Origin of the sequence: Pseudomonas fluorescens, from assembly GCF_005938625.1 — a bacterium.
GTDB lineage: Bacteria > Pseudomonadota > Gammaproteobacteria > Pseudomonadales > Pseudomonadaceae > Aquipseudomonas > Aquipseudomonas fluorescens_BD.
Genome location: NZ_VCNJ01000001.1, coordinates 190934 through 209779, shown reverse-complemented (window position 1 = coordinate 209779; position 18846 = coordinate 190934). Strand labels below are relative to the sequence as shown.

Genomic DNA, 18846 nt, shown 5'->3' with positions numbered 1-18846 from the left:
GAGGAGCCTGTTCATGAGTACCGAAAACCGTGCCGCCGTCGTTGAGGATTTTCTGCAGAAAATCCGTGTGATCAATCAACGTGGCGTCGACCGCGCCGCGCTGGCAGAAATTGTTGTCCTGCTCGAAGACCTTGCCGAACGGCGTGATCTGTTCAACTTCGAGGCATTTCCCGCGCCGGTGCCGGGGCAGGGCAGCACGGCGTTTCGCTACCGTCTGAATGATGATGGCGACACACCGACGCTGTATCTGAACTCGTTGTTGCCAGGCAAGAGCACCATCCCCCACAACCACGAAACCTGGGCGATCATCAGCGCGGTCGAAGGCGAGGAAATCAATTACGTTTACCGTCGCGATGACGAAGGCCGCGAACCGGGGTTCACCACGTTGCACTTGCAAGAAGAGGTGATCGTGCAGCCCGGCGTCTCAATCGCATTTCTCGGTGAAGACCTGCATGGCATTCGTGTCGAAGGCGAGCAGGCCACCTTGCATTTTCACCTCTACGGTTTGCCGCTGGAGTCGCTGAACGGCCGTTATGGCGTCGAAGCCGATGGGCGCATTCTCAATTACAACGCCTCGCAAATGGCGCCGTCGATCAAGGCCTACGCATGATCGACATCGCGGCCAATGAGCGCTCGCCGGCGCTTCAATAATTTCTTTTTTCGGAAATCCCATGAGCCAGACCGTAACCCCGGAGCGATTGCAGCAGTGGTTGTTCGATGGACAGGAAATCGCCCTGTTCGATGTGCGGGAGCATGGCCAGTATGGCGAAGCTCACTTGTTTTTCGGGGTCAATCTGCCCTATAGCCGATTGGAACTGGAGGTCGGGCGCCTGGCGCCTAACCCTCAGGTGCGACTGGTGATTTATGACCAGAATGGCGGGGATGTGGCGGCACGTTGCGCTCAGCTTTTGCAAACGCTGGGTTACAGCCGCGTGCACGTGCTCGTCGGGGGTGCCAACGGCTGGCAGGCGGCCGGTTATCAATTGTTCGCCGGGGTGCATGTGCCGTCCAAGGCGTTCGGCGAATTGGTCGAGGAGGCTGCGCATACGCCGCATGTCACCGCCACGCAGTTGGCCGAATGGCAGGCGCGGGGTGAGCCGCTGGTGGTGCTGGACGGACGGCCGTTCGACGAATACCGCAAGATGACCATTCCCGGTTCGGTCTGCTGCCCGAATGGTGAGCTGGGTTATCGCGTACAGGATCTGGTGCCGGACGACAGCACGCCGATCGTGGTCAATTGCGCCGGGCGGACCCGCAGCATCATCGGCGCCCAGACCTTGATCAATCTGGGCGTGAAGAACCCGGTTTACGCGCTGGAGAACGGCACGCAAGGCTGGTACCTCGAAGACTTCCAGCTGGAGCACGGCAGCACTCGGCGCTATGCCGATGCGGTGTCTTCGCAGACCTTGCCAAAACAACGTCTCGCCGCCACGCGAGTGGCCGAGCAGGCAGGCGTGAAAACGGTGGTCGCTGCGCGGGTTCGGCAATGGGCGAAGGAGGGCGCACGCAGTCTGTTTCTCTGTGATGTGCGCACTGCCGAGGAATTTGCCGCTGGCAGCCTGCCGGGTGCGCAACACACCCCGGGTGGGCAGTTGATTCAATCGACGGATCTGTACATCGGCGTGCGTCAGGCGCGGTTGGTGTTGCTTGACAGCGATGGTGTGCGCGCGCCGATTGTCGCGAGTTGGCTGCGACAACTGGGCCATGAGGCTTATGTGCTGGCAGGCGGGGTCAACAGTGATCTGGCGTTGCCGGTGCATGAGGCTCCGGCTCATTCGGCGTTGCCCGTCATCACTGCGCAGTCGCTCAATGATGCGCTGAAGGATGACGCGGTAGCGCTGATAGACCTGCGCCCGAGCATGAGCTACCGCAAGGCCCATATTGCCGGCTCGCGCTGGTCAATCCGCTCGCTGTTCGCCAATGACCTCGCTGGCGAGCAGCGCCCTGTGGTGTTGCTGGCCGACGACCCACGGCTGGCCGCTTTCGCCACACAAGCGCTGACGGCCGATCAGCGTGAGCACGTGCGCCTGTTGGAGGGCGGTCTCGCTGCCTGGCGCGCGGCTGGATTCGCCGTGCAGGAGGACGCTAACGCGCCGCCCGATGAGCAATGCATCGACTTTCTGTTTTTCACCCACGATCGGCACTCCGGCAACAAAGACGCCGCCCGTCAGTATCTGGCTTGGGAAATCGGCTTGTTGGCGCAGATGAGCGCGGATGAGATCGCCAGTCTCAAACCCCTGCGTGTGCAACCCGATTGGCGAGTCCGCACGCACCTTGTGCAAGCCGGGCGAAGCGCAAAGGGCACTGGTGCGCGGGGCGTCAACGTACCGGTCAGTCGCTTGAGCACGGTGTTGTTCGACAATCTGGCGCAAATGCGCGACGCCCGTGCCCGCCGAGACAAAGAACGCGTGCTGAGCTACGGCGCGCGGGGTAATCCGACGGCGTTCGCTCTGGAAGATCTGGTCACCGAACTGGAGGGCGGTTACCGCACCCGGCTGTTCGGCACCGGGCTGGCCGCTGTCGCCCAAACCTTCCTGACCTACCTGCGCCCCGGCGATCACCTGCTGATCACTGACGCGGTGTACGCGCCCGTGCGACGTCTGGCCCGCGAACTGCTCGAGCCGTTCGGCATCCAGGTCAACTACTTCGCCCCCGACGGCAGCGACCTGGCGGCGCAACTGCTGCCCCAGACGAAAATGGTCTACACCGAAGTCCCCGGCTCGTTGCGCTATGAACTCGCCGACCTGCCAGCCATCGCCGCGCTATGCAAACCACGAGGCATCCTGCTGGCCGTCGACAACACCTGGGGTTCGGGCTACCTGTATCGACCGCTGAAACTCGGCGCTGACATCTCGATCATGGCGCTGACCAAGTATCTGTGTGGGCACAGCGATGTGGTCATGGGCAGCGTCTGCACACTGCAGGAGGTCTGGCAGCCGTTGGCGTCGATGAGCGACACCTTTGGCATCACCGTCAGCCCTGACGATGCCTATCTGGTGCTGCGCGGTGCGCGAACCTTGGCGCCAAGGCTGGAAGTGCACGAGCGTCAGGCGCTGGAGATTGCCTATTGGCTGCAGGATCAGCCGCAGGTGAAGCGCGTGTTTCACCCGGCGTTGTCTGAACATCCACGGCATGAACTGTGGAAACGCGATTTCAGCGGCAGCAATGGCTTGTTGTCCTTTGAGTTGCGCGCTGCCGATGTGGACGGCGTTGAGCGCTTTATTGATGCGTTGCAGGTGTTCGGACTGGGGGCATCGTGGGGTGGGTATGAAAGCCTGATTACCGTGGCGGATACCCAAGATCGCGTTGGCGCAGCCGAGCGCTTGCTCAATCCGGTGCTGAGGTTGCATGTCGGGCTGGAGGATGTTGCCGCGCTGATCGAGGATTTACGGCGGGGGTTTGCGGCGTTGGGATAACGCGTCGCGACAAGGCCAACGCGCCGGCGGTGCAGAAACTCGGTGCATTGCTCAATTCACCGCAGGTGAAGCAGTTCATTCTTGAGCGTTATCACGGCGATGTGGTGCCGGCGTTCTGACTCAGTCGGGAGCCGGCAGACATGCTGACGGCTCCCGACATCTTCAAGCGTTCTCTTCAACCCGACGCACATCGCCCAGCGAATCACGCTGCATCGATTGCAGGTTCTTCTCGATGGTTTCGCACAGCGCTTCCATCTGAATCTGATGCTCGCTGTGGCGAAACGGGCTTTGCAGATCGGTGCCGATGCGTTCGATGGCCAGCAGCATAAAACCCACTACGGTCGAGGCCAACGGCGTGAACCAGCCCAGGGATTCAACTAGCCCGACGGGCACGATCAGGCAGAACAGCGAGATAAACAGTCGCGGAAAATACACATAAGGGTAGGGCAGCGGTGTATTCGCGATCCGCTCCATGCCGCCCTGACTGTTGGACAAATCCACCAAGGTCGATTCCAGCCGTGCCAGACGAATGCTGTCCAGGCGCCCGGCCTTGTATTCCCTTGCAAGCAAGGTCGCGGAGCCGGTGAGAATATCGTTGGCAAAATTATTGGTCGTGCCACTGCGGGCGAACTCATCGGCGGGAATAAATGCCCGGACCTCCTCGGGACAAGGCTGGCCCTGCAGATGCGCCGCGAGGCAATTTACATAGGCCACATGCCGGCGCAACAGGGTCGACTTGACCGGGTTCACTTCGCTGCCGGAGTCGTCCAGCAGCGTCAGCACCTGCCGAGCGAAGCTGCGTGAATTGTTGATCATCGAACCCCACAACGTGCGTGCTTCCCACCAGCGGTTGTAAGCGCTGCTATTGCGAAAACTGATCAGAACAATCAAGGCCGAACCTAATAACGTCAGGGGCATCAATGGCAGATTCAGCTTGGCATTGAGGAACAGCATGAAGTCGACGGTGACGGCGATGTCCCAGAGCAGCAGCCAGAACAACGCCCAGCCGACATAGCCCAGAGTCTTGATGATCAAACGGTATTTTCTGACGATGGCAGCTTTCAAACGGAAACCTCGTGGCGAGCGGTAGGCGTTAACGCCTTAGCTCGGACGGTGTTTTGGGGGGAAAGGTTCGGTTTTTGCCGTCACCGCCCGGTCGATGGCATCGACGCGGTGTAGACGTACCACTCACTCCGCGAGCGCTTTGCCCCTGGCAATTGAAAACGCTTGCGGCAGGCGCGCACCATTCTTCGCCGCCAGAATCTCCGCCATCACACTGACGGCGATTTCTGCAGGCGTCTTGCTGCCGATGTAGAGGCCGATCGGCCCATGCAGGCGTTCAAGCGAGGCCTCGATTTCACCAAAATGCTCGATCAGGCGTTCGCGGCTTGCTCGTGACGATTGTCCAACAGGCGATCGCCGGCGGCGCGATCATTGGGGGGCTGGCTTTTGATCTGAGTGGCTACAAAGCCACATTCGAGCTCAGTGCTGCGGTGTTGGTCGTCGCGTCTGTGCTGGCCTGGCTGGCGGGGCGCAATGCCACGGAGGTTCATCTTGTGGCGTCGGCAGTTCATTCGGGCGCTGTTCCCGGCGATCCTGAGACCCGATTTGTCTGATCAAGCAGGAAGCTGCTCAGTGCACCAATGACGGCTGGGTCGAGACCGAGACAGTGAAGACCACGACAAACAGCACGACGATTCCCCAGAACAACACCATGATTGTCAGCATGACGACCTTAAGGCCTTGATAAAGCCCGCGCAGCCAATGGCCTTCGGGTTTCGCTTCAGAGCGGGTTCTGAGTACGCCTTTCAAATAGAAGCCGAGGAGCGCCAATAGCGCGCCATCGATTGCCAGTGCAGGCAGACCGGCTACGGGGAAAGTGCTTTCCCACCGATAGAAAGAAGACCGGCTCAGAAAGACCACATAGCAAATCAGGCTGCCGTAGGGCAGTGCTCTCCACCATTTACCGGCCAGCGCCCCGACCATCAGGCACATGATCACCAGGAAAGGGCTGAGGAGAATATGGAGCATCCACTCCAGTACGTTGGGCAAGTAGTCCGGGGAATGGATGCTGCGCCAGAGGTATTCCAACATTGTTCGGGTTCCTGCCGTCCATGAAGTAAGTGCTGCTGCGGTGCTTCCGTGCTGCAGCACGGTATCGGCGTGTTTTTGGGTTACATGAGGGTGTTATGGGAATTGGGCAGGAACGGACGTTCGCGAAGGACCGGTTCTGCCCCGTAACCAAAATCCGTCCCGTGATCGATCAGGTCTATCCGATCGAGAAAGCACGAGAAGCCTACGAACATCTCGCGAGGGGAGCATTTGGGAAAGTAGTGATCAAAGTCGCTTAATAACGTTAAGGCGCCAAATTGGCGCCTTTTTCTGGCCTATTACAGCAGCTTCAACATAAGAGTCTGAGTTGGAGTTGACTGAGCAATATCTCAACCGCATTTCATGAACTCATGATTGCAGCCAGTTTCGGATGGTTTTTCGCGTAATACAGCTCTGACTCAGCGTCATCCTCCAGGAAGTGCCATATCCTTTTTGATCGCATGGAATACATGACGATAATCAGAAATACCCCGAGATAAAGCCACATCAAACTGGTTGCACCGGATCTGGACATGATGGCGCCCGTCATCATGAATGAGACCGAGCTGCCTAGCTGACTGATCACTAACGTGGATGCCATCAGTCGCACGCGTACGCCGGAGGGGATCGACATGACTCTTTTGTCCATTCCAACCATCGTAATGCAAGCACTTGCCGCCCCGGCGAAAAACAGGCAAGCACTCAACTGCCAGATTTCGTCTGCTTGCGCCGCTGCGCAGAGTGCAAAAGTCAATAATGCCCAACATCCGAGATACTTATTGCGCTGATGTTGCCTTTTGCTAATAAGCGGGCTTAAAAATAACAAACCTGCAACGGCTCCACCGGCGAATACCGCATTGAACAAGCCAACGCTACCTTCAGCTAAACCGTGAGTGTGTATGAGTGTTGGCACGAGCATCGGTACGGTCGCTGTGACGGCAAAACCAAGTAGTAATCCGGAAAAGGTCAAAAATTGTTCTGGCGGTAGAACGCATTTGAGTCTAAGCCCCAACAGCATGTCATTAACAAGATCGGATGATGGTTTTCTGCGTTGTAGGGCAGGGGCTGTGCTGACCGGTAACGCCATGCCTAAAACCACAATGACCAATCCCACGATCGACACCAATAGCAGCGAAATTTCCAGTGAAGAAACCGTAATCACAATACCCGCCAACAAAGGCCCCGTAACCCGGCCGACAGTAACAACGATGCGCCGGACGCGAAATGCAGCGTCCGCACGATGTTTATCAACGGTTTCCGAAGGATAGATGCCCAAAAGAGGCTGGATCATTCCAAATGCTGATGCAGCTATCACATCGATCAATATCAGGGCATCAAGCGAATACCAGTTTGCGGCAAAAAAGTATCGCAATACGCTCGCAATCAATACCGCAAAACAGCCGACCTTAAGCGCTGTACTGCGACGCATTGACTCAACACGCGGCGCCAGACACAACATTGAAATGATCGCCGCGAGTGCCAGGGCTGTTTCGTAGGCTGCCAGCTCCAAGAGGCTTCCTCGCTGCACGATAATCAGAGGTAGCGTCGTATTCCAACAGCCGAGGTAGATCCAAAGTAAAAAGTCCAGGCAAAGATACTTTCGAAATGTACTCAATGGGTGATTTCCTTGCACCGCACCTTGTGTTTGGGATGTCATTCGCACGCGCAGAATTATCCGCAATGCAGCTGCGGAAACATCAGTTTAATCCTCGGCTGACATCCGGTGATGTTCCACCAGGAAGTCCACAAACAATCGCACCCGCGCCGGCATCGTCGCGCCCCCGACGAACACCGCATGAATCGGCTCCTGATCCCCGGGGTTCCAGGCTTCCAGCAGCGCAATCAGGTCGCCGCGCTGCAGATCCTCGCTCACGCTGAACTCGCCGATACGGGCAATGCCGGCGCCCATTCGCGCGAACTGTGCCAGCGCTTCACCACTGCTGCATTCGATGTTGCCACTGACCTTCAGGGAAAACGCTTTGCCATCGCGAATGAATGGCCAGTTGGGTTCGGCACGCTTGAAATTGAAGCGCAGGCAGTTGTGCTGTAGCAGGGCTTCCGGTTCCTGCGGGACGCCGTGGCGCTGCAGATACGCCGGCGATGCCACCACGACCTGGCCGGTAGTGCCGATCCTGCGTGCGGTCAGCGGGCTGTCGGGTAGATGGCCAAAACGCACCGCGACGTCGGCTTGCCCGCCAAGAATGTCGACCACTTCGTCGCCGAGGTTGAGGTCGACGACGATGTTCGGGTAACGGGCGCTGAAGGCTGCGACCAACGGAACGATAGCCAAGCGTCCATGGCCAAGGGCGGCACTGACGCGCAATCGCCCCTTGGGCACGCCTTGGTCGGCAATGGCTTCTTCGACCTCGTCCATGTCGGCGAGGATCCGCCGGGCGCCGCGCAGAAACGCTTCGCCCTCGGCGGTGAAGGTGATCGCTCGGGTGGTGCGCAATAGCAGGCGAGTGCCAAGCCGTTGCTCGGTGCGCGCGATGATCCGACTGACGGCCGAGGGTGTCAGGCCCAGCGCACGCGCAGCGGCCGACAGGCTGCCTTCCTGCGCCACGGTGGTGAACACGCTCATTTCACCTGACCTGCCGTTGAAATCCACCACTTGTGCCTCCTACGCAAAGGTGATTGCCAAAAATGCTATCTACCGCCTGAAAAGACAGGATCGTAGCATTGGCGGCATAGATGAGGAGCTTTCGATGCGTATCAATCCACCACTTGTTGCACTCGCCATCGGTGCCTTCGGCATCGGCGTTACAGAATTCGCCCCCATGGGCATGTTGCCGGGAATCGCTGCGGACTTGGGCGTTTCCATTCCCGCTGCCGGTTTGCTGGTCAGTGCTTATGCGCTGGGCGTATTGCTCGGCGCACCGCTGATGACCCTGACCACCGGCAAGATTCCCCGGCGCTATCTGCTGATCGGGCTCATGGCGATTTTCACCCTCGGTAATCTGATGTCAGCGTTGGCCACCGATTACTACAGCCTCATGGTCGCCAGAGTCGTGACCTCACTGAACCACGGTGCCTTCTTTGGCGTTGGCTCCGTCGTCGCCGCTACCTTGGTCGCCCCGGAAAAACGTGCCGGGGCGGTGGCGGCAATGTTCATGGGCCTGACCCTGGCGACCATCGGCGGTGTGCCGCTGGCCGCCTGGTTTGGCGAACTGTTCGGTTGGCGCACCGCGTTCTGGGGGATCACCGGTCTGGGCGTGCTGACCATGGCCGCGTTGTGGTTCGCCTTGCCGAATGTGCCTGCGCCGAAAAGCGTCGGTGTCATGGCGGAAATTCGAGTTTTGGGGCGCGGCCCGGTGCTGGCGGCGCTGGCCCTGACCGTGGTCGGCTCGAGCGCCATGTTCACCGTCTTCACCTACATCGCGCCGATCCTCAGCAGCGAGACCCATGCGTCGACCGCTTACATCACCGCCATGCTGATGCTTTACGGTGTCGGTTTGACGCTGGGCAACATGTGGGGCGGCAAGGCTGCTGACCGCTCGATCGATCGCACCCTGATCGTCTCGCTGAGCGTACTGATTGTCGTGTTGTTGGCGTTCACCGTACTGATGCGCTGGCCGCTGCCGGCCGCCGTGGCCATTCTGATCTGGGGTATTGCCAGCTTCGCCCTCGTGCCGCCGCTGCAGATGCGCGTCATGGAAGCGGCGAAGGATGCGCCCAATCTGGCCTCGGCGGTAAACATCGGCGCCTTCAACTTCGGCAATGCGATTGGCGCAGCGCTGGGTGGTGCGGTGATCAGCAGCGGATTGGGTTATCCGGCGATCTCCCTGGCCGGCGCGGCAATGGCGGGCCTGGGGCTGCTGATGGTGTTGGGGTTTGCGTGGCGTTCCAGAACGATTGAAGCTGCCGTGGTTTGACTGCGCACAGTTTCAACCCCCACCGGTACTGAATGTACCAACCGCTTTGGGCCGTTTTCTGCCAGTCGCGCAAGGTAGCAAACGGCCTGGAGTAACCGTTCCCTTAAGGACGGCTTACGGATATCACTGCCTGAGTGCCTGCCGAGTGAGTGAAATAGCGCTCTGATTCGAACCTCTCAAGTGTGGGGGCCGATGCTGGAGGGGGAGGCGGCTGAACCGCACAAAGGCTTCTGGTCGTAAACTGCTGTCCGCTTCACAAGGTCCAGCGAGGCGGGGACAGTAAACCGGCTTGAATGCCGCGCATCCTCGGATGCGCGGCAGGCTATTGTTTCGACAATCACGGAACCATCGCGAGACGAACCTCGCTTCTACAACGCAAACGTAGCCCCCCGAGTATTCACAAACAGCGAGTAGATCGAGTGACTGCTGGCCATGAACAACCGATTGCCTTCGCGTCCCCCGAAGCACAAATTCGGGCAGCGCTCTGGCAGCGAAATGTGCCCGATGGCCCTGCCCTGCGGATTGAACACGCGCACGCCGTCGAGTTTTTCCAGATCAGCCTTGGGATCGCCATTGCCGCCCCAGCCGCACCACAAGTTGCCCGCTTCGTCGCACTTGATGCCGTCGATGGCGGCATAGTCCAGCCCTTCGATGTGCTTGCGGCGTTCGCCGAGTGTGCCGTCGTCCTTCACGGCTATCGCCCAGATCAAGCGATTGGGTTTGGCGCGACCTTCGACGACGTAGAGGGTTTTTTCATCGGGAGAAAAGCACAGACCGTTGGGGCCGTTGAGGTCATCGATGACCCGCGTGACCTTTTTACTCTCGCCGTCGATGCGGTACACCGCGTGAGGTTGGCTCGGGGTGATCTTGTGGCCTTCATAGTTGTTGCCGGTCTGGAAGGGCGGGTCGGTGAACCAGATCGAGCCGTCACGTTTGCAGACGATGTCGTTGGGCGAGTTGAAGGGCTTGCCGTCGAAACTGTCGGCCAGCACGGTGATCGTGCCATTGGCTTCGGTGCGCGTGATGCGCCGGCCTTCGCTGGTGGTGGTGGAGCCTTCGCAGACAATCAGACGCCCTTGGCGATCCCGGCCCATGCCGTTGGAGAAGTTGGAGTGTTCGCGGTACACGCTGAAGGTGTCGGTGATTTCGTCCCAGCGCATGATGCGATTGTTGGGGATGTCGCTGACCAGCAAATAGCGGCCATCACCGACCCACACCGGCCCTTCGGCCCAGCGCATGCCGGTGGCAAGTTTTTCAACACTGGCGTTGAAAATACGCAGCTCAAGGAAGCTGTCGTCGAGGATGTGAATCAGCGGGTCAGGGTAGCGCTGGCTCAAGGGTTCGGCGGCTTCGGAGAGTCGGGGTAGTGCGACGCTGCCGACGGTAGCGAGCGTGGCGGAAACAGCGAGGGATTTTTTCAGGAAGCTTCGGCGGGTGTTGCCTTTCGCTGGGTCAAGGCTTTCAGGCGTGGCGGACAGGGATGAGTCCATGTAGCGATCTCCGTGGTTTTATTTTTTTTGGGGGAGACGTAGTAATACCTTGTGATAGGACATCGTACAAGTTGTTCATTGCGCGTGGGCCATAGCGCGCCTGTAGCGGTGGAAGCCAGTGAGCATGACCTCCACCGTAAAATTGGCATGCGGGAACGAACAGATCTTAGCCAGCCATCACTTCATCCAATGCCTGCTCAAGCAGGCTGACCGTGCGCTCGATATTCTGCAGTTTCTCCAGCCCGAACAGCCCGAGGCGAAAGGTCTGGAAGTCGGCCGGTTCGTCGCATTGCAGCGGCACGCCGGCAGCGATCTGCAGGCCGTGCTCGGCAAATTTCTTGCCGTTCTTGATATCGGCATCATCGGTGTAGCTCACCACGACGCCGGGGGCTTGAAAGCCTTCTGCGGCGACGCTTTTGAAACCTCTGCCGGTCAACAACGCACGCACCCGATCACCCAGCGCCTGTTGTTCATCGCGAACCTTGTCGAACCCGTACGCTTGCGTCTCTTTCATCACATCGTTGAAGCGGGCGAGGGAATCGCTTGGCATGGTCGCGTGATAGGCATGTCCACCCTGTTCGTAGGCCTGCATGATCTGCAGCCACTTTTTCAGGTCGCAGGCGAAACTGCTGCTTTGCGTGTGTTCGATACGCTCGAGCGCCAAAGCACTGAACATCACCAGGGCGCAGCAAGGGGAGGCGCTCCAGCCTTTCTGCGGTGCGCTGATCAGCAGGTCGACGGCGCATTTGTGCATATCCACCCAGATCGTGCCGGAGGCGATGCAGTCCAGCACGAACAGACCACCCACTGCATGCACAGCGTCACCGACGGCCCGCAGGTACTCGTCAGGCAGGAGAATTCCGGATGAAGTTTCAACGTGGGGCGCGAAGACCACTGTCGGCTTCTGCGCCGCAATGGCTGCCAGCACTTCGTCCAGAGGTGGCGGGGCGTAAGCTGCCTGGCGCCCCGTCTCGACCGGCCGGGCTTTGAGAACTTTAGTGTCCGCCGGGATGTTGCCCATCTCCAGAATCTGGCTCCAGCGATAACTGAACCAGCCGTTGCGTATCACCAGACATTGCTGGCCGGTGGCGAACTGCCGCGCCACCGCTTCCATGCCGAACGTGCCGCTGCCCGGAACCACCGCCACCGCTTCGGCGTTGTAGACCTGTTTCAGGGTTTTGGAAATGTTCTTCATCACGCCTTGAAAGGACTGCGACATGTGGTTCAGCGAGCGGTCGGTGTAGACCACTGAGTACTCGACCAATCCCTCGGGATCGATGCTCGGATAGAGCTTGGACATGGTGACTCCTTTGGCAGAGGGGTAAACATCATTGGCAAGCAAGTGTAGGCAAAGGGCAGGGATCGCTCATTGATTTACGCAAATGAGGTTAGAGTGCTCGGCAATGTCTCAATCGTTGCGTGAACCATGAAGCTGCCGCTGTTTATTTCTCTGGATGGGCCCAAGGGCACCGGCAAAACCACACTGCTGGAGGCTGTTACTGCAGCACTGCGGGCCGACAAGCACAAAGTCATTCGGCTGTGCGAGAGAAAAAGCGACCCATACCGCGGCGAAACCATGGCCCTGGTCAACCAGCTCGCCAGACATCCCTCCCGGGATCTGGAGTGGGCGGTGTGTCAGCGCCTCGCAGATAGCCGTCGCTGGATATCCCGAGAAGTGCTGCCCAAACAGCCGCTGGACAGCATTATCTTGATCGATCGCTGGTATCCGTCGGATGCCGCATTTCGCCATAGCGTGCCGTTTGCCGAGATTCTGCAGTTGAACATGCAGCGAGGTGTGCGCGTGCCGGATCTGCATGTCGGCGTCGTCACTGCGCCGGATATTTCATGGGCGAGGGCAACTGCACGATCGCGTGGACTGGGCGGCACGGTGATCCAGAAACACGCCGAGCACGTCGTGTGTAGCGAGATGTTCGAGCAGGCGGTTGCCGATCATGGCTGGGTGTTGTGCCGTAACGAAGGAACCATCGAAGCCGCAACGACTCAGGTGGTTGCAGAGATCTATAAAGTGCTTGGCTGATTATCGCTGCGCAGGCGCTGGTCTAATTTGAATTTCAGGTTTCTCTGATCTGAGCTAACCGTACTGACGGATCACACGCCACCCATGCTCACAAACCTCTGGTATGTCGTTGTCCCATCGTTGGCGCAGACTGGAGGAACCTTCAGCGGGCCTCACACTGCGGCGAAGGCTCGCCGCTCAATGCATCCACCATCGGCGGATGCTCCTGCACCGCCTGACGCAGATCTTCAGTCACCCGCAATTCCGCCCCGGTTGGCGAGAAGGTCGCTGCCGCTGCAAACGGCGCAGGATTGGCCGGAACCGGTCGCTTGCCACGTCGCCACAGGAAAAAGCCGACCATGCACAGATTCACCAGCGCAAATACCCAGAACAGCCCATTGGCCCCGAACGAGTTCATCACCGGCGAGATCATCATCGGGCTGATCGCCGAGCCCAGCGAGTTGATCAGCAGCAAGCCCTGAATCATTGGCACCAAGGCTTCGGCAGGGGCACGGTCGGCCGCGTGGCTGACGGCAACCGGGTACAGCGCAAACACACCGCCACCGAGCAGAAACAACATCACCGCGAGCATTGTCGAGGACAGCGGCAACAGCACGATCACCAGCGATAACACGGTGCACGCCACCGTCAGAATGGTCAGCACTTGCAAGCGATCCTTGCGATCAGACCAACGTCCGACCGGGTATTGCAAAAGCATCGCACCAAGAATCGTCCAGGCCATCATGCTGCCGACTTCACTGACATTCAGACCGGCGCGTTGCAGATACAGCGGCAGCAAGGTGTAAATCGCCGCGATGGTCACACCCGAGCCGAAACAGCCGACCAGCCCGGTCGGCGTCACGCCCAACAGTTGCCGTGGTTTGAGCGGTTCCACCTGATCGAGCAGCGGCGACACGCGCGGCAGGATCACGATCGGCAGCACCGAAAACGAAGCGAGCATGCCGGCAACCATGAACGGTGCGCTGTCGCTCAACCCGGTGATTTTTCCCAGCGCTGCCTGGCCCAGTACACCGGCGCCGTACAGGACGATCATGTACAACGCGAGCAAGCGCCCGCGAATCTTCGCGTCACCCGCCAGCAGCAGCCAGCTTTCGATCACCAGAAACACACCGACCGTGGCCCAGCCGTTGATTAGACGCAGGGCGAACCAGCCCCAAGTGTCATAGAACAAGCCCTGCAGCAGGATGGTCACGGCGATCAGCGAGGCAAAGCTGCCGTAGGCGCGGATATGGCCGATGCGCAGAATCAAGCGGTCATTGAACACGGCACCCAGGGTCAGACCGATGAAGTAAGCCGATGAAACGATACCGATCATCGTGGTCGAGGCACCGGCAGCGTCCAGTCGAAGGGTGGTCAGCGACGACATGAAACCGTTACCCAGCGCAACAATGAACAGCCCGAGCAGGGGCGCCAGCGCCATGGCCAGCAAACGCGGAGACATAAAAACCTCTAGAGAACGAACAGCGCAACGTGCGCCTCTGCGCATGCGATTGCCAAGCCCAAGTGTGTTGTGGTGCAAATGCCTGCCGATCGGGCAGGGCGGTTGAGTCGGACACACGTCAGCGAGGTGTGGCCAGCCAGTCAGGTACGCGTTTTTGTGACAGTGATGCAGGCAACCACCGATGGGGGCTGCGAGAGAGCGCGGGATTCTAAGGCTTGTGCAGGATTTGCCAAGAGCTGTTTGCTGCGACGTTGGGACGCAGGTGTTGCCTGCTGACGCTCCCTCAGCGCGCTACCAACTGGCACTTCTATAACCGTGAAGAAGAGCTTTTGGCGTCGTTTGAGCAGCAATCTCGGCAGGCTCAGAGAAATTCGGTGCTGATGCTTTTTTATGTGCAAAAGAAGCTGGCCGAAGCAGGCCAAAAAAACGCCAGTGCAATGAATCAATAGTCGGGCAAGAAACCTTCACGCACCGGCATTAACCTCAGCCTTGACGACTGATTTACGATAAGTCAGCAAAACGATGCCCGTGACCACAATCACCCCGCCGAGAATCTGTCCGTTGCTGAGCATTTGGTCCAGTGCAATCCAGCCCATCAGCAGCGTTGCCAATGGCTCGATGTTCATGACCGGCGCATTGCGCGGCATGTCGAGGCGAGGTACCGAAATGAACAGGACGATAAAACCTGTGCCGTACAGCACCACCAGGGTGGCAAGGGCCAGCCATCCGGTCGAGGTGGCGGGCAGGTTCAATCCGCCAGGAAGGGCGCCCGTCAGCCCCGCCAGATTGACGCTGCTGAACACGATGAAAATGGTCAGCAGACTGCGCACCGAGCCGCGTACCTGAGACAGTTTGTGGTCGGTGATCCACAGCGCGCACGCGAACACGCTGGCGGCGCAGAACGCGAGCGCGACGCCCGTCAGCCATTGCGCACTGACCTCTGTCGTGGTCGAGAGCCGCCCGGGGACGTCCAGTACAAACACCAGACCCAGCAGAATCAAACCCATTAAAGTCGCGGTGCGTGCGCTCGGTCGCGGGCCACCCAGCGCCCAGGTGAGCAATGCCAGCAGAATAGGGAATACGTTCGCCACCAGCAGGGCCAGCGCCACCGGCACCCGCGCGACAGCGGAATACAGACACAGACTCTGCGCAGTAATCAGCAACCCCAGCAACAGTTGCCAGCGCCACGCACCCGCCGGCAAGCGCAGGCTTTGTCTTTGCCACAGCACCAGAATCGCGAGCACCAGCAAGGTCCCGCCGGAACGCATCAAAATCGCCAGCAGCACCCCCGCGCCATCATCAAATGCAACTCGCGCCGCCACATGATTGCCGGCAAACGCACAGCCCATGCACAACAGAATGATCACAGCCAGATAACGGGGGTAGGGCGGCGGTACGGTTTGCGTAGCGGTAGGGCGAGGCATGGCAGATCTCAAGAGTAATAGCCGCTCAAGGCGACCCGGTTTTTATTATGTTGTCGTACAACTAACCGGTTTGTACCGTATCCGACGGCGATGGGCAAGAACCCCATGCAGCGTAAATACGGGTCTGCAACACTCTACGGCTGACCTTTAGTGCCTTGAGAAAAAATAGAGATCGTATGACTTTGTGCAGCGCGAAAAATCAGGTCTGGCCAGTCACGGAGGGGCGACCCCCCCTCCGTAACGCCTTAACGTCGCCCGGTCCGCGTACTCACATCCACCCAAACCGCCAACACCAGAATGCTGCCCTTGACGATCATCTGCCAATAGCTGTCGACATCGAGCATCGACATGCCGTTGTCGAGGCTGGTGATGACAAGTGCGCCGAGGAGGGCGCCGTACACCGTTCCGGAGCCGCCGCGCATCGAGGTGCCGCCGATGAAGCACGCGGCGATGGCGTCGAGTTCGCCCATGCTGCCGGCCGAAGGCGAGCCGGCGGCCAGACGCGCGGTATTGACCACGCCGGCGAGGGCGCACATCACGCCCATGATCCCGAAGATCCACAGCTTCACGGCTTGCACATTGATCCCGGACAGGCGCGTCGCTTCCATGTTGCTGCCCACGGCATAGACGCGGCGACCGAACACGGTCTGACTGGTCACGTAGCTGAATACGCCCAGCAAAACCAGCAACAACAAGACCGGCACGGGAATGCCGTCGTAGCTGTTCAGCGTCTGGACGAAACCGGCGAGCACGGCGCCAATCACCAACACGCGGATCACGTCGCGCACCAACGAATGCGCCGCCAAACCATGCAGGGCGCGATTGCGCCGTTGTTTCCAGGTGAGGAACACGGTCAGCGCAAACAGCAGAACGCCGAGGCCAGTGCCGATCGCGTGGGGCAAGTAACCCTGGCCAATGTAAACCAGCTCCGGCGATACCGGCGCGATGGTCGTGCCGCCGGTAATTCCCAGCAAAATCCCGCGAAATGCCAGCATGCCGCCCAGACCGACGATGAACGAGGGGATGCGCAGGTAAGCTGTCATGTAGCCGTTGGCGAGGCCGATCATCAGCCCACACAGGGCGACCAGACTCAGGTTGGCCAGCAGCGGAATGTGGTAGACCATATCGAGAATCGCCGCGAGGCCACCGAGCAGGCCGAGCAATGAGCCGACCGATAAATCGATCTCGCCGCTGATGATCACCAACACCATGCCGCAGGCAAGAATGCCGGTAATCGACATCTGCCGCAGCAGGTTGGAGAGGTTGCGCGGGGTCAGGAATCCGCCCTCGGTCTGCCAACTGAAAAACAGCCAGATCAGTACCACGGCAAACACCAGCGCGAGCATTTTGTAGCGGGTGAACAATTGTTTGACCTGATTCATTTACGCGGATTTCCGATCATTATTGTTATGGCTGCCAGACTGGCTGAGGGCGGCGGCGAGCACTTGCTCCTGGGTGAGTTCATGGTTAATGAAGTCGCCACGCAACTGACCTTCGCCAATCACCAGGACGCGGTCGGAGACGCCGAGCACTTCGGCCAGCTCCGACGAGACCATGATGATCGACACACCTGCTGCGGCCAGCGCGCCCATCAACTTGTAGATTTCGTATTTGGCGCCGACGTCCACGCCTCGGGTCGGCTCATCGAGAATCAGCACCCGGGGTTTGGCCAGCAGCATCTTCGCCAGCACGGCTTTTTGTTGATTGCCACCCGACAGGCTGGTGATCGGCAGGAACGGACTGGCGGTCTTGAGGTGCAGGCGCAAGATTTCCCGATCGATGCAGCCCAGTTCGGCTTCGGCATCGATGCGGGTCAGTTTCGAGTAGTTGTCCAGCACGGCGAGGGTGATGTTCTGGCCGACGCCCAGGTCGGGAATGATGCCTTGGCGCTTGCGGTCTTCCGGCACCAGACAGAGGCCGGCACGGATTGATTTGAGCGGCGTGCGCGTGTCGATGGCTTGCCCGTCCAGCCAGACTTCGCCCTCGTGGCGACCGGGATAAGCGCCGAACAGCGCGGTCACCAGTTCAGTGCGGCCGGCACCGACCAGCCCGGCGATGCCGAGGATCTCGCCGCGCTTGAGGACGAAGGAAATATCGTCGACCCGTTTGCGCTTGGGGTTGTCGACGTCGTAGCAGGTGATGTGCCGGGCCTCGAAAATTACTTCGCCAATGTCGTGTGGCTCGCTGGGGTAGAGGTTGCTCATTTCCCGTCCGACCATCTGCGTGATGATCTGCGCAATGTCCATGTCGGCCATGGCGGTGGCAGCGATGTGTTTGCCGTCGCGGATCACCGAAATGGTGTCGCACACGGCCGCCACTTCATCGAGTTTGTGCGAGATGTAGACGCAGGCCACGCCTTTGGCTTTGAGGTCGCGGATGATGTCCAGCAACACCTCGATTTCCGAACGGCTCAAGGCTGAGGAGGGCTCGTCGAGGATCAGCAAGCGTGCCTTTTTATTGAGGGCCTTGGCGATTTCTACCAGTTGCTGATAGCCGCCGCCGTACTGCGACACCGGCAGCGATACGTTCATATCGGGGACTTTGAGTTCGCGCATCAGGGCTTCGGCGCGGTGGATCATCGCCGGGTAATTCATGCGTCCGCCGGGCAGCGTCAGTTCATGGCCCATGAAAATGTTTTCGGCCACTGACAGGTCAGGCACCAGCGTCAGTTCCTGGTGAATGATGACGATACCGGCGGCCTCCGTTTCACTGATCGACTGCGCCTTTAGCAACTGACCGTCCCAGAGGATTTCACCGTCCCAGGTGCCGTAGGGGTAGACCGCCGAGAGGATCTTCATCAGCGTGGACTTGCCGGCGCCATTCTCGCCGCACAGGCCAACGCACTCGCCGGGCCGGACCTTGATGTCTATGCCGTTGAGCGCTTTGACACCGCCGAAGGTTTTGACGATGCCGTTCATTTGCAGCAGATAGTCGGACATGGACAGGGCTCGTATATCAAAGACTCACACACCACGAAACCTGTGGGAGCGAGCTTGCTCGCGAAAGCGGTGGTTCAGCTGACATCGATACTGAATGTGCTGCCGTCTTCGCGAGCAAGCTCGCTCCCACAAGGG

The 18846-nt window shown here is 59.4% G+C and carries 14 protein-coding genes and 4 pseudogenes; 7 read left to right on the top strand and 11 right to left on the bottom strand.

The window, feature by feature from the left end; all coding sequences use genetic code 11:
* The first annotated feature begins 13 nt into the window (after positions 1–13).
* The 3 genes and pseudogenes from FGA82_RS00895 to FGA82_RS00885 all read left to right on the top strand — a co-directional run.
* On the top strand, positions 14–610 hold the full coding sequence (locus FGA82_RS00895; protein WP_141125682.1) for a cysteine dioxygenase: 597 nt from the start codon (positions 14–16) through the stop codon (positions 608–610).
* Positions 611–671: 61 nt separating this feature from the next.
* On the top strand, positions 672–3416 hold the full coding sequence (gene metC / locus FGA82_RS00890) for a cystathionine beta-lyase (RefSeq protein ID WP_141125681.1): 2745 nt from the start codon (positions 672–674) through the stop codon (positions 3414–3416).
* 26 nt (positions 3417–3442) lie between these two features.
* A pseudogene (locus FGA82_RS00885) lies at positions 3443–3535 on the top strand (MetQ/NlpA family ABC transporter substrate-binding protein); the annotation flags it as partial.
* A 43-nt stretch (positions 3536–3578) separates the two neighbouring features.
* Here FGA82_RS00885 and FGA82_RS00880 read toward each other — a convergent pair.
* Together FGA82_RS00880 and FGA82_RS00875 are read right to left on the bottom strand one after the other, a co-directional pair.
* The gene (locus FGA82_RS00880) at positions 3579–4481 is read right to left on the bottom strand and encodes a bestrophin family protein (RefSeq protein WP_141125680.1); all 903 of its coding nucleotides are present in this window, start codon (positions 4479–4481) and stop codon (positions 3579–3581) included.
* Positions 4482–4604: 123 nt separating this feature from the next.
* Positions 4605–4808, bottom strand: a pseudogene (locus FGA82_RS00875) (XdhC family protein); the annotation flags it as partial.
* Here FGA82_RS00875 and FGA82_RS00870 point away from each other — a divergent pair.
* Positions 4802–5032: pseudogene (locus tag FGA82_RS00870) on the top strand (MFS transporter); the annotation flags it as partial. The pseudogenes FGA82_RS00875 and FGA82_RS00870 overlap by 7 nt on opposite strands.
* Before the next feature lie 16 nt (positions 5033–5048).
* On the opposite strand, the gene FGA82_RS00865 reads toward FGA82_RS00870, so the two are convergent.
* Complete coding sequence (locus FGA82_RS00865; RefSeq protein ID WP_141125679.1) at positions 5049–5510, bottom strand: hypothetical protein; 462 nt, start codon at positions 5508–5510, stop codon at positions 5049–5051.
* A 149-nt stretch (positions 5511–5659) separates the two neighbouring features.
* Here FGA82_RS00865 and FGA82_RS00860 point away from each other — a divergent pair.
* Positions 5660–5767, top strand: a pseudogene (locus tag FGA82_RS00860) (zinc-binding dehydrogenase); the annotation flags it as partial.
* 101 nt (positions 5768–5868) lie between these two features.
* On the opposite strand, the gene FGA82_RS00855 reads toward FGA82_RS00860, so the two are convergent.
* Both FGA82_RS00855 and FGA82_RS00850 read right to left on the bottom strand, forming a co-directional pair.
* Positions 5869–7164 carry an MFS transporter gene (locus FGA82_RS00855; protein WP_349305992.1) on the bottom strand — a complete coding sequence of 432 codons (1296 nt, stop codon included), beginning with the start codon at positions 7162–7164 and terminating at the stop codon, positions 5869–5871.
* Between the two features lie 45 nt (positions 7165–7209).
* Positions 7210–8115, bottom strand: coding sequence for a LysR family transcriptional regulator (locus FGA82_RS00850; protein ID WP_141125753.1), 906 nt, complete (start codon positions 8113–8115; stop codon positions 7210–7212).
* A 97-nt stretch (positions 8116–8212) separates the two neighbouring features.
* Here FGA82_RS00850 and FGA82_RS00845 point away from each other — a divergent pair, with 97 nt between their 5' ends.
* The gene (locus FGA82_RS00845; RefSeq protein ID WP_141125676.1) at positions 8213–9379 is read left to right on the top strand and encodes an MFS transporter; all 1167 of its coding nucleotides are present in this window, start codon (positions 8213–8215) and stop codon (positions 9377–9379) included.
* 368 nt (positions 9380–9747) lie between these two features.
* Here the strand turns inward: FGA82_RS00845 and FGA82_RS00840 are convergent, their stop codons facing one another.
* Both FGA82_RS00840 and FGA82_RS00835 read right to left on the bottom strand, forming a co-directional pair.
* Positions 9748–10869, bottom strand: a complete 1122-nt coding sequence (locus FGA82_RS00840; RefSeq protein WP_141125675.1) for an SMP-30/gluconolactonase/LRE family protein — start codon at positions 10867–10869, stop codon at positions 9748–9750.
* A gap of 166 nt (positions 10870–11035) precedes the next feature.
* Entirely contained in the window at positions 11036–12169 is a 1134-nt protein-coding gene (locus FGA82_RS00835) for an aminotransferase class V-fold PLP-dependent enzyme (protein ID WP_141125674.1), read from the bottom strand.
* A gap of 126 nt (positions 12170–12295) precedes the next feature.
* Between FGA82_RS00835 and FGA82_RS00830 the strand changes: the two genes are divergently transcribed.
* Positions 12296–12907, top strand: coding sequence for a dTMP kinase (locus tag FGA82_RS00830; protein WP_141125673.1), 612 nt, complete (start codon positions 12296–12298; stop codon positions 12905–12907).
* Between the two features lie 142 nt (positions 12908–13049).
* Here FGA82_RS00830 and FGA82_RS00825 read toward each other — a convergent pair whose 3' ends face one another.
* The 4 genes from FGA82_RS00825 to xylG form a co-directional block, all read right to left on the bottom strand.
* Entirely contained in the window at positions 13050–14393 is a 1344-nt protein-coding gene (locus FGA82_RS00825; RefSeq protein ID WP_141125672.1) for an MFS transporter, read from the bottom strand.
* Between the two features lie 419 nt (positions 14394–14812).
* The gene (locus FGA82_RS00815; RefSeq protein WP_141125670.1) at positions 14813–15772 is read right to left on the bottom strand and encodes an EamA family transporter; all 960 of its coding nucleotides are present in this window, start codon (positions 15770–15772) and stop codon (positions 14813–14815) included.
* A 245-nt stretch (positions 15773–16017) separates the two neighbouring features.
* Complete coding sequence (locus FGA82_RS00810) at positions 16018–17154, bottom strand: sugar ABC transporter permease (RefSeq protein ID WP_141125669.1); 1137 nt, start codon at positions 17152–17154, stop codon at positions 16018–16020.
* Positions 17155–18711, bottom strand: coding sequence for a D-xylose ABC transporter ATP-binding protein (gene xylG / locus FGA82_RS00805; RefSeq protein ID WP_141125668.1), 1557 nt, complete (start codon positions 18709–18711; stop codon positions 17155–17157). It lies immediately after the preceding gene.
* Positions 18712–18846: the final 135 nt, after the last annotated feature.